Annotated in this window: 13 protein-coding genes; 2 read left to right on the forward strand and 11 right to left on the reverse strand. The window is 31.3% G+C overall.

Annotated features, from left to right (window positions below; genetic code table 11):
- From argC to AABL81_RS09670, 6 genes are all read right to left on the reverse strand, one after another.
- On the reverse strand, positions 1-972 hold the full coding sequence (gene argC, locus AABL81_RS09645; protein WP_341340908.1) for an N-acetyl-gamma-glutamyl-phosphate reductase: 972 nt from the start codon (positions 970-972) through the stop codon (positions 1-3).
- Between the two features lies 1 nt (position 973).
- Positions 974-2,173 (reverse strand): argininosuccinate synthase, encoded by a 1,200-nt coding sequence (gene argG / locus AABL81_RS09650; RefSeq protein WP_341340909.1) that lies wholly within the window; start codon positions 2,171-2,173, stop codon positions 974-976.
- A gap of 18 nt (positions 2,174-2,191) precedes the next feature.
- Positions 2,192-2,872 (reverse strand): GNAT family N-acetyltransferase, encoded by a 681-nt coding sequence (locus AABL81_RS09655; protein ID WP_341340910.1) that lies wholly within the window; start codon positions 2,870-2,872, stop codon positions 2,192-2,194.
- A gap of 412 nt (positions 2,873-3,284) precedes the next feature.
- Positions 3,285-3,797, reverse strand: a complete 513-nt coding sequence (locus tag AABL81_RS09660; protein ID WP_341340911.1) for an adenine phosphoribosyltransferase — start codon at positions 3,795-3,797, stop codon at positions 3,285-3,287.
- A 28-nt stretch (positions 3,798-3,825) separates the two neighbouring features.
- On the reverse strand, positions 3,826-4,872 hold the full coding sequence (locus AABL81_RS09665; RefSeq protein WP_341340912.1) for a glycosyltransferase family 9 protein: 1,047 nt from the start codon (positions 4,870-4,872) through the stop codon (positions 3,826-3,828).
- 75 nt (positions 4,873-4,947) lie between these two features.
- On the reverse strand, positions 4,948-5,553 hold the full coding sequence (locus AABL81_RS09670) for a DUF4254 domain-containing protein (RefSeq protein WP_090404712.1): 606 nt from the start codon (positions 5,551-5,553) through the stop codon (positions 4,948-4,950).
- Between the two features lie 59 nt (positions 5,554-5,612).
- On the opposite strand from AABL81_RS09670, the gene upp reads away from it, so the two are divergent.
- Complete coding sequence (upp, locus tag AABL81_RS09675; protein WP_090404709.1) at positions 5,613-6,266, forward strand: uracil phosphoribosyltransferase; 654 nt, start codon at positions 5,613-5,615, stop codon at positions 6,264-6,266.
- Here upp and AABL81_RS09680 read toward each other — a convergent pair.
- Positions 6,261-7,199, reverse strand: a complete 939-nt coding sequence (locus AABL81_RS09680) for a DUF6427 family protein (RefSeq protein ID WP_158209798.1) — start codon at positions 7,197-7,199, stop codon at positions 6,261-6,263. The two genes, upp and AABL81_RS09680, sit on opposite strands and share 6 nt — an antisense overlap.
- Positions 7,200-7,309: 110 nt before the next feature.
- Between AABL81_RS09680 and AABL81_RS09685 the strand changes: the two genes are divergently transcribed.
- Complete coding sequence (locus AABL81_RS09685; protein ID WP_158209797.1) at positions 7,310-7,540, forward strand: DUF6341 family protein; 231 nt, start codon at positions 7,310-7,312, stop codon at positions 7,538-7,540.
- Positions 7,541-7,547: 7 nt separating this feature from the next.
- On the opposite strand, the gene purD is transcribed toward AABL81_RS09685, so the two are convergent.
- The 4 genes from purD to AABL81_RS09705 all read right to left on the reverse strand — a co-directional run bounded on the left by purD (position 7,548) and on the right by AABL81_RS09705 (position 12,005).
- Positions 7,548-8,819, reverse strand: a complete 1,272-nt coding sequence (gene purD / locus AABL81_RS09690) for a phosphoribosylamine--glycine ligase (protein WP_158209796.1) — start codon at positions 8,817-8,819, stop codon at positions 7,548-7,550.
- Between the two features lie 107 nt (positions 8,820-8,926).
- Positions 8,927-10,282, reverse strand: coding sequence for an exopolysaccharide biosynthesis polyprenyl glycosylphosphotransferase (locus AABL81_RS09695; RefSeq protein ID WP_341340913.1), 1,356 nt, complete (start codon positions 10,280-10,282; stop codon positions 8,927-8,929).
- Positions 10,282-11,265 (reverse strand): UDP-glucuronic acid decarboxylase family protein, encoded by a 984-nt coding sequence (locus AABL81_RS09700; protein WP_158209794.1) that lies wholly within the window; start codon positions 11,263-11,265, stop codon positions 10,282-10,284. The genes AABL81_RS09695 and AABL81_RS09700 overlap by 1 nt, the downstream gene beginning before the upstream one ends.
- Complete coding sequence (locus tag AABL81_RS09705; RefSeq protein WP_158209793.1) at positions 11,265-12,005, reverse strand: WecB/TagA/CpsF family glycosyltransferase; 741 nt, start codon at positions 12,003-12,005, stop codon at positions 11,265-11,267. Before AABL81_RS09705 ends, AABL81_RS09700 begins: the two co-directional genes overlap by 1 nt.
- Between the last annotated feature and the right edge of the window lie 11 nt (positions 12,006-12,016).

Here is a 12,016-nt window from a genome sequence, read left to right on the forward strand (position 1 = left end):
TTAGAAAGCCGAAGCTTTTAATTGTAACCCTGTTTTTTCATCCAATCCAAAAAGCAAGTTCATATTCTGAACTGCTTGTCCACTTGCTCCTTTTAACAGGTTGTCAATTGTACTTGTTATCAATACATCATCACCGTGTTTTGTTATTGATATCAAGCATTTATTTGTATTTACTACTTGCTTTAAGTCTATTCCCTTATCACTAATATGAGTAAAAGGATGAGGTTGATAATAGTCTTTATATAGCTGTAATAATTCTTCTATTGTATCTTTAGACTCTAACACTACACTAACAAAAATCCCTCTTGCAAAATCACCACGTTCAGGAATAAACTTAATATTTTGATTAAAGTTTGGTTGTAGTTGTGCTAAACTCTCTCCTATTTCATTCAAATGCTGATGAGTAAAAGCTTTATAGACAGAGATATTATTTGCTCTCCAACTAAAGTGTGTAGATGCTGAAGGTCGTTGTCCTGCACCAGTAGATCCCGTTAATGCATTGATGTAAAGAGCATCTCCTAACTTACCTACCTTAGCTAAAGGTAATAATGCTAACTGAATTGCTGTGGCAAAACAACCAGGATTTGCTATATAATTAGCTTCCTTAATTTTGTCTTTGTTCAATTCTGGTAATCCATAAACAAACTCTCCTGCTGTTTCATACAATCTAAAATCTTGGCTTAGGTCAATAATCTTAATGTGTTTGTCAATTGGATTCTCTTGTAAGAAAACTTTTGAATCACCATGTCCTAAACATAAAAATAGTACATCTATCTTCTGATTTAACTCATCTGTAAAAACTAAATCAGTATCACCAAATAAGTCAGCATGAGCTTCATATACAGGCTTATTCGCATTACTTTTACTATGTACAAAGGTTATTTCTACTGCTGGATGAATAAGTAACAAACGTAATAATTCACCTCCCGTATAACCAGCACCACCTACTATTCCAACTTTTACCTTCTGCATATTACTCTTGGTTTGTGTTATTTACTTTATGCCAAATCATTACTTGGTTACCAAATATCTTCGAGAACCCTTTTACATCTTCTCCAGACCAAGCATTATTCATCTCACCGTAACTACCAAATTTGTTAGACATTAAATCATGTTCAGATTCGATACCTACAACTACAAAACGATATGGATGCAACTCAACGATCACTTTACCACTTACAGTTTGTTGTGTACTAGTCAAGAAAGCCTCCATATCACGCATAATTGGATCGTGAAACTGTCCTTCGTGTAAATAGTTACCATAAAAAGAACCCAACTGTTCTTTCCAACTTAATTGCCATTTAGTCAACGTATGTTTCTCTAAAGTATGGTGAGCTTTTACAAGGATAACAGGTCCTGCTGCTTCAAAACCAACTCTTCCTTTGATTCCGATAATTGTATCACCAACGTGAATATCTCTACCAATACCAAAAGGTTGAGCTAAATCTTGTAATTGTTGAATTACCTCAGTAGGTTTCATTTTTTTACCATTTAATGCTACTGGCTCCCCTTTCTCAAACTCAATCTCCACAGTTTCTGGAGTTGACTTGCTCACAGGTGTTGGCCATGCTTCTTCAGGTAAATATAAATTAGAAGTTAGGGTTTCTTTTCCACCTACTGAAGTCCCCCATAAACCTTTATTAATTGAATATTTTGCTTTTTCAGCGTTTATTTCAACACCATTTTTTTGTAAGAACGCAATCTCCTCTTCTCTACTTAATTTTAAATCTCTAATCGGAGTAATAATCTGTACATTAGGTACTAAAATATTGAATATCATATCAAAACGCACTTGGTCATTTCCAGCGCCTGTACTACCGTGAGCAACTGCTTCTGCACCAATTTTCTTAGCATAGTTAGCAATAGCCGTAGCTTGACAAACACGTTCTGCGCTTACTGACAATGGATATGTTGCATTCTTTAAAACATTTCCAAAGATCAAATACTTAACACTATCGTTATAGTAATCTTCTGTTTCATCTATTGTTGTATGAGATGTTACACCTAATGCATAGGCCTTTTCTTCAATTGCCTTCATTTCTTCTGACGAAAAACCTCCCGTATTTACTACAACAGAGTGTACTTCATATCCCAGTTCTTCTTTCAAATAAATTACGCAAAAGCTTGTATCTAAACCTCCGCTAAATGCTAAAACTACTTTCTTATTATTCATGATTGTGTTGTTTAAAAATTAAAATAGATGTGTTTTTTTGACTGTTTTTTTCAATTGCATTTGCAATCTTTTCAAAAGAGAATATTTCTTCTGCATACGTTTCAAACGTTCCTTAGCTTTTGCTTTCTGGTCAATCTTATTTCGTATCTCTTTTTCCTTAGCTTCAGGACTATAAAGCATTGCAGTACACAAACAGTTGTTTCTTTCCTTACTTTTCAAAATTTGAAAATTGACACAACTTTCACAGCCCTTCCAAAACATTTCATCTTGTGTTAATTCTGAATATGGTACTGGTTCATACCCTAACTCAGAGTTAATTTTCATAACTGCGAAACCAGTTGTTAAACCAAATATTTTTGCTTTAGGATACTTACTTTTAGACAATTCAAAAACTCTTTTTTTGATTGCTTTAGCTAAGCCTTCTTTTCTAAAAATCGGATTAACAATCAAACCTGAATTAGCAACATAATCTCCATGACTCCACGTTTCTATATAACAAAAACCAGCCCACGTTCCATCAGCATGAAGTGCTATAACAGCCTTACCTTCAATCATTTTGTTGGCTACATACTCAGGCTTTCTTCTTGCAATACCAGTACCTCTGGCTAATGCAGATTGCGCCATTTCTTCGCAAATTTGTTCAGCATATCCTACGTGAGATTCATTCGCAGGAATAACGAAAAACTGATTTGAATTCATTTCAAAAACAGAGAATTAGTATTCAAAAAGCCTAAAAAAAGAAATAATTCTTGGATACAAGAACTCCTTTAGGGTAGTTGAACAATGTTAAAATTCGATGATATATATACAGATATGATGCCAAAAAAGCATCACATTAAAAAAGACTTGAAAAATTAAGCCCGTGACCGCGAAGACCGCGAAGTAAGAATAGCGAAAACCACAACAATTGCAGGAGCAATGCTGTTCAAAGTGTAAATACTATTTGAATTGGTTTTCATCATTTTATTTTTAGCTATTTAATTAGCTGAAACAAAGGTTTGCAATTATTTTTTAAATATGCAACTATTTTTATAAAAAAATAAATCCTTTCTTAAAACCCAATAAAACAAGGCCTTACGAAAGGATTTAAACTATCTAAATTTAGATTATATTAGTAAGTAAGTAAACCTTTTACATCATATTTCGCTAACTTATTGCGACCATGAAGAAAAGAAAGCTCCATTAAAAAATTAACTTGAACAATTTCACCACCTAATTTTTCTACTAATTTACACACAGCTTCAGCTGTTCCTCCAGTAGCTAAAACATCATCGTGAATCAATACTTTTTCACCTGGTTTTATAGCATCTGCATGCATCTCTAAAATATCGGTTCCATATTCCAAACTATATTCTTCAGAAATAGTATCAAAAGGGAGTTTTTTAGGTTTTCGTACAGGAACAAAACCAGCACCCAATTTCTCAGCTAATAAAGTTGCAAAAAAGAAACCTCTACTCTCCATACCAACAACTCTATCTATTTTTTGATCACCAATAAGTTCTAATAACTGTTTGGTAGTCTCAACCATAGCTGCATGGTCATTTAAAAGAGGAGTAATATCCTTAAATCCAATACCTTCTTTTGGAAAATCTTGAATATCTCTAATATAATCTTCTATTCTCATCTCATTCATTTTGAATTCAAAAATACTTTTAATTATCTGATTTAATTACTTTTATAATCTTCTCACAAACTTTTATAGGATCAATCGTTCTCATCACATCTTCATAACCTTCAACAACTTTATTTCCGTAAACAGACGTAGGTAAAAGAGGATACTTCTCTCTATCGGCTGTTAAACAATAATCTGAAGGTTGATTAAAAGGTGCAAAACCTGCAAAAGGATGTGTAGCTCCCCATAAAGTTATTACTTTTTTACCTAACATAGCTGCAATATGAGCATTTCCTGAGTCCATTGCAAGCATAACATCTAAATGTTGTATTAAGTTCAATTCCACGTCAAACTTTACTTTCCCTGCCATTACAATTACATTGTAATTATCTCTTTTCAATTGATTTAAAAGAGCTATTTCTTCTTCTCCTCCCCCAAATAAAAAGATAATTGACTTTTCTCTTTCTGCTAAAGTATCAACGACTTTCTGCATTAAATCCAATGGATAAACTTTAGAAGGGTATTGTGCAAAAGGAGCAATACCAATCCAATAAGTATCCTTTTCTTTTACATACTGTAATAGATCTGGAGAAAGATCTGAAATAGGAGGAAACTCTGGATTATCTAAATTAACAATAAAACCTAATTGTTTTAAAGTATTTAAATGATTTGAAAACATTGTTGGTACCTGTTTATAAACCTTGTTTTCAGCGCGAACTAATGCCTTTTTAGCTTCTCTCCCTTTGTCGAGTGCTGCAACCTTTGTTCCCTTTAATTTAAACAAATTGCGGACTATTTGAGACCTCAATACATTATGAAAATCTGCAAAGTAATCAACTTCTAATTTCGATAAATCACGATATAACCTAATTAGACCTACAAATCCTTTATGTCTCTTCTTTACATCAATAGGGAAAAAATCAACACGATCAATCCCTTTAAAAAACGGTTTGAAAAACGGTCTTGAAACCACAGTTACACGAATATCTTTATGTTGTGAAATTAAAGCTCTTACAATAGGAACAGTCATTGCAACATCCCCCATTGCAGACAACCTAAAAATTAAAATATGTTTCAAATTTGCCACGTCAATCTTAATTTGTTTATGAACAAGAAAAGCGTGAAAAATTCACGCTTTCAATATTTTATATCAAAGATATGATTATTTCTTATTTTGGTATAATACAGGGTTTAATTCCTCGTCATTATACATTTTCATTTGTTTGTATACTTTCATATACTTATCACCATTAGCGATATCGTTTAATAAATCATCGATAGCAGTAGTTAAATCTTTCTTTTGCTCTAAAAGAACATCCAATTTAACCTGACATTTATCTCTATGATCTTGTGAAGCTTCAACTCTTGTTGCTTCTTCATTCATATGATAAATTTTCAATGCTAAAATTGATAAACGGTCTATAGCCCAAGCAGGACTCTCAGAGTTAATTTTTGCATCTCCTTTAATTGTAACATCTTTATACTTTTGTAAAAAGTAACTATCAATAAACTCTACCATATCAGTACGTTCTTGATTTGAAGCATCAATTCTTCTTTTTAAAGCTAATGCTGCTACTGGATCAATCTTTGGATCACGAATAATATCCTCAAAATGCCATTGAACAGTATCTATCCAGTTTTTTAAGTATAAAAGATGTTTAATATCTTCTTTTGGATAAGGATTGCTAATTGGCTGATCTACATTGTCATATTTATGATAATCGCGTATACTCTCTTCGAATATTGGAAATGCTAACTCTGAAAACATATGAATAATTTTATTTACAAATATAGTTTTTATACTTTTATGGTACTAATTATACCCATATGAAAATTCACTATATTTCAGCAGAGAACAGTATCTTAAATCACTTCTTAGCTCAACTACGCGACGTAAACGTACAAAAAGATAGTATGCGTTTTAGAAAAAACATTGAGCGTATCGGAGAAATCATGGCTTATGAATTGAGTAAAAAGCTTCCTTATAAGGATATTGCTGTTCAAACTCCCTTAGGAATTAAACACACAACTTGTATTGAAGACAATGTCGTTTTATGTTCTATCCTTCGTGCAGGTCTTGCTCTACACACAGGATTTATGAACTTTTTCGATAACGCAGAAAACGGATTTGTATCTGCTTATCGACGTCATGGTAAACATGGAGAGGCAAGTGAAATCTTAGTAGAGTACCAAGCTGCTCCTTCATTCCAAGACAAAATTCTTATTTTAATTGATCCTATGCTTGCTACAGGTCAATCTTTAGTTGCCGTAATCAATAAATTAATGGCAGAAGAAACTCCAAAAGAATTACACATCGCTGTAGTAATTTCTGCTCCTGAAGGGATTCAATTCTTAGAAGAAAACTTACCTGATAATGTTAATTTATGGGTAGCTACTTTAGATGAAAAATTAGATGACCACAATTACATCGTTCCTGGTTTAGGAGATGCAGGAGATTTAGCTTATGGCCATAAGCTATAAGATAATCTGCGTAACATAAAAGAATAATCCGATAAAAAAGACACTATAAACAACTGCTTCTCTTCTCCAGGCTTGTGGCAAATTCTCAATGTAATTTGCTCCAAGTAATGATAGTGGAAAAAAAGTAAATAGCAAGGTCCCGTTATTTTTATCAGCAGAAATCACATAAATTGCAACGCCTATAAGAAAAGATAACAACATTTTCTTATAGGTGCTTTGCATATTATATGGCTTAGAAGAAATACTTGTAGCCTGACTTACAAAGAACAAAAGTGATATTGATACAAAAATTGCTAATGCAATATTTTGATATATATTTTCAAAATACATAAAATCAAAACTTATTTTACACTTCGACCAAAACCAATCAATATAACTAATATCATTTATTAAGAGATAAAGAGATAAAAAGACAGTAACTGTAAAAAAAGCTATTATTGGTATAAACCAATTTCTATAATCTTTTGACCCAAAAAAAGTTATTGCAAAAAACAACAATAGGAAATATAAAACACTCCAAAAGTGAAATAACCCTGCAACAAATATCCACAACGATGCGTCAAATACTTTCTCTTTCGATTGCTTTAAAGAATGTAAAGAGAATAATCTTCTAAGAGCAAGCATTATAAAGAAACTTGATACTATTACTCTACTATGTCCTAATACTGTTGGAAATAACATCAAGAATGATACAAATAACAGAGGAACATAAGCATTATCTTTTACCAATCTATTTCTTGTTACAATAAACTGTGATAAATACATCATTAACAACAGCATTCCTATCAAAACACTTCTCTTAACTACTTCAAACCTTGTCCAAATAAGATGTTCTTGATCTATAAATAAGTACAAAACACTAATAATCAAGATTAAAAGAGTAAGTATGATGTAATTAATTGGTTTTGTTTTACTAAAAATACTTGCTAACATTTATATATTTTATATTTTTGTAGATAATAAAGATAAAACTTTTCATTTGAGAGGTTTTTCTTTAAAAACGGATTGATAAAATAATTTTATTTAATTTAAAATAAAGTACGATGACTTCATTTTTTAACGGACTTGGGTTCCTATTTGAAAAAGTTCTTTTTATACCAATGGACTTTTTTGCAAAATTAGAATTAGAAAATTGGTGGGCTGCTAATATCCTTACTTGGGTATTCATTCTTATCACTTGCTATTTCTTTGTGTTTTGGTTAAAACAACTTCAGATTTTCAAATCAACTAATGAAGACGACCAAGATACTACAGCCCACTCATTTTTAAAATAGTAGGTTTTTAAAGATCAAATCCAATATCTTTACGATAATTAATCTTATCAAAATTTAGCTTGTCTATATTTTGGTAAGATTTTTTTAATGCCTCTTCGTAGCTATTTCCATAAGATGTTACAGCTAAAACTCTTCCTCCATTTGTAACTACTTCATTATTTTTCATAGTTGTCCCTGCGTGAAAAACGATAGAACCTTCTACTTTATCAAAACCAGTAATTACTTTTCCTTTCTCATAATCTTCAGGATAACCTCCAGAAACTAACATTACAGTTGTAGCTGTACGATTATCTATTTCTAATTCCACTTGATCAAGTTCTTGATTTGCCAATGAAGCAAATAATTCTACCACATCAGACTTTATCCTTGGCATAACAACTTCTGTTTCGGGATCTCCCATACGTACATTGTACTCAATTACAAAAGGTTCTTCTCCTACTTTTATTAAACCAATAAATACAAATCCTTTAAAATCGAGATCATCTTCTTGCAGTCCTCTAACAGTAGGTATAACAATACGTTGTTCAACCTTTTGCATAAACTCATCTGTTGCAAATGGAACTGGTGAAACAGCTCCCATACCACCTGTATTTAAGCCTGTATCTCCTTCTCCTATTCTTTTATAATCTTTTGCTGTTGGAAGCATTTTATAAGACTTACCATCTGTTAATACAAAACAACTAAGTTCAATACCAGATAAAAACTCTTCGATTACAACCTTAGAGCTTGCATCTCCAAACTTAGCATCAACAAGCATATTCTCTAATTCTAATTTTGCATCGTCTAAATTTTCTAAGATAACAACTCCTTTTCCTGCAGCTAAACCATCTGCTTTTAATACATAAGGTGCTTTTAATGTTTCTAAAAACTTTTTCCCCTCTTCTACAGTATCTTTTGTAAAACTTTGATATGCTGCTGTTGGTATATTGTGTTTGATCAAGAATTCTTTTGCAAAATCTTTACTACCCTCTAATTGCGCTCCCTTTTGTGAAGGTCCAACAACAGGAATATTTTTGATTTCCTGATCATTTTTGAAAAAATCAACAATGCCTTTTACCAAAGGGTCTTCTGGTCCAACAATAACAATATCAATCTGCTTTTCTAAAACTGTCTTTTTAACAGCTTCAAAATCATTTGGATTAACATCAATATTTGTAGCAATATCTCTTGTCCCCGCATTTCCTGGAGCTACAAATAGTGCTTCACATTTTTTGCTCTGTAACATTTTCCACGCTAAAGCATGTTCACGTCCTCCAGAACCAAGTAATAAAATTTTCATTTGTGTGTGTTGTTTGTAATTATGTCTCAAAAATAAATATAAATTAAGGAATAACGAAGAGTATACAATAATAAAAAAGCCACTAACAGACATATTAGTGGCTTTCTTTAATAAGCTTTCTTTTCTCCCTTAAAAACATTATATACAGTTAAGTAGATTATTTTTAAATCTAAAAAAATAGACCAATTTTCTAAATAAAATAAGTCATACTTAAATCTATTTACAATATCTCTATTTGTCTCTATTTCTCCTCTATAACCATGTGTTTGAGCCATTCCTGTAATTCCTGGTTTTACTAAATGTCGAAGCATAAAACGATTGACCCGTTTTGAATACATTTTCGTATGAACAATCATATGAGGCCTTGGACCAACAATTGACATATCTCCTACAAAAACATTTAGAAACTGTGGAAACTCATCTAAACTTGTCTTTCTTAAAAAAGCTCCTATTTTCGTAATACGACAATCTCCTTTTGTTGCTTGTCTTTTATCTGAATCTTCATTTACTTGCATTGATCTAAACTTCAAACAAGCAAATTCTTCATCATTTAAACCTGTTCTCATTTGTTTAAAGAAAACTGGTCCCTTTGATTCACTTTTAATTAAAATTGCTATCAGTGGCACAAGCCACGAAAGAATAAAAACAATTACTAAAGTTGAAAAAACTAAATCAAAAACTCTCTTGAAGAATTTATTATAGGACTTATCAAGTGGTATAATTCTCCTTGGAACGACCGCAACAACATCATAATATTCCAAAGAAAAATTATGGCTTAAAAGTTGTTTTTGAGAAGGTACATATTTAACGGTTATAAAATTATTATCTGCCAATTCTAATAATTCGTGATAATCATCTTTTTGAACAATTGAAAATTGTATATAGATTTCATCAATTTCATTTGATGAAACAAAACTCTTTATCTCCTCTAAATTTTCTTCTTCTACATTATCAAAAACCTTACTAATACGATACCCTAAATCCTCTCTTTTTACTAATACTTTCTTTAAAGAATCTATTTCTTTTCCTCTACCTACAAGTAGAATATTTCTAAAATTACCCCCTAATACCCTTCGTATATACTTTAAAATAAATAAAACTAAAAATTTAAAAGAACTGACAACTACTAATGAAGAAAAACCAAATGCTATTAACTCTTGTGGTTCTGCAAATCGCCCTACAAAGCCATTTAAGGCACTAACTAAGATAAACTGTAGTACAAATTGCTTAAATATTTTTTCTAAAACACGAACTACTCTTGTATGTCTATAGACATCATAAAAACCAGACCCCCAAGATACAGCTATCCAAGAGATAGAAAGTAATATATTATAATACCCTATCCCTTTATTGTCTAAAAATGAAAACCAATAATTAGCTAAAAAATTTATTATTAATAAATCAACTAATATCATAGCTGGACGAATAAGATATGAATAACGTCCTGTTTTTTTATTTTGCATTAATATATAAATTTAGAAAAATCTTTATGTTCTTCTTTTAATAAATCAGAATCAGAAAAATTCTTAAAATAATTATATGTTGCTAACATTCCCTGAGATCTTGAAACTTTTGGTTTCCAATCCAATAAATTTATAGCTTTTTCAATATTAGGACAACGTTGCATTGGATCATTTATTGGCAAATCTTTAAAAATAATTTTCTGTGTACTATTCGTAAGGTGAATTATTTCTTTTGCAAAGTCAAGTATTGATATTTCATCGGGATTTCCAATATTAACTGGTAAGTTATAATCAGAAAAAAGCAATCTATAAATCCCCTCTACTTGATCATCTACATAACAAAAAGACCTGGTTTGTTTACCATCACCGAAAACCGTTAAATCTTCTCCTCTTAACGCTTGTCCTATAAATGCAGGAATTACCCTTCCATCATTTAACCTCATTCGAGGTCCATAAGTATTAAAGATACGAACAATTCTTGTTTCTACCCCATGAAAAGTGTGATACGCCATCGTAATAGACTCTTGGAACCTTTTAGCTTCATCATAAACTCCTCTTGGTCCAATCGTATTAACATTACCATAATATTCTTCTGTTTGGGGATGAACTAAAGGATCCCCATATACCTCAGATGTAGATGCAATCAAAATTCTTGCACCTTTAACTCTTGCTAATCCTAATAAATTATGTGTTCCTAAAGACCCTACCTTTAAAGTTTGAATAGGTATCTTTAAATAATCAATCGGACTTGCCGGTGATGCAAAGTGCAATATATAATCTAACTCTCCAGGAACATGAACAAACTTAGTTACATCATGATTATAGAACTCAAAATGTTCCAATTGAAAAAGATGTTCTATATTTTTTAGATCCCCTGTAATTAGATTATCCATTCCAATTACATGAAAACCTTCTTCGATAAAACGATCACATAAATGTGATCCTAAAAATCCTGCTGCTCCTGTAATAAGTATACGTTTCATTATTTTTTAAACTTTTCTTTAATTACAAGTCCTATAAATTTTCCATTATCTATAAAACTTCTTTTCCACATTCTTCGGGGTTCTTGCAAAAAGCGATAAAACCACTCCATTCCAATTTTTTGCATCCACAAAGGAGCTCTCTTAACTTTACCTGATACAACATCAAAACTTCCCCCAACTCCCATAATAAATCCTAATTCACTCAATTCCTTTTTGTATGTAGAGAGAAAAATTTCTTTAAAAGGAGAGCTTATTGCAACAAACAAATATGTAGCCCCACTATCTCTAATCTGCTCTATAATTTCTTTTTCATTTCCTTTTTTAAAATAACCATTTCTATACCCTCCAATGATATCCTTGCCATATTGCATTTGAAATTTTTCTGCTACTATTTTTACAACTTCTTCTCTTGCTCCTAACAAAAACACTTTCTCTTTTCTTAAATGTGCATTCTCAACTAACTTAACAAATAAATCAATTCCAGAAACCCGTTCTTTCAGTTCTTTTCCAACAAACTTAGCCGCCCATACAACAGCCATTCCATCTGCATTAACAATATCTGCACTTTTTATACTTTCATAAAGAGCAGAGTCTTTTTGCATATTAACAAGTTTTGCCGCATTTACAACAATATGTAATAAAGGTGTTTTATTATCAATTGAATTATTAATTACCTCAAGCGTTTCACTCATTGAAAGATTATCAATCTCTATATTAAATATTTTTTGTTTATTTTTCATCAATTTTTTAT

This window comes from Myroides sp. C1519 (genome assembly GCF_038039755.1).
Lineage (GTDB): Bacteria > Bacteroidota > Bacteroidia > Flavobacteriales > Flavobacteriaceae > Flavobacterium > Flavobacterium phaeum_A.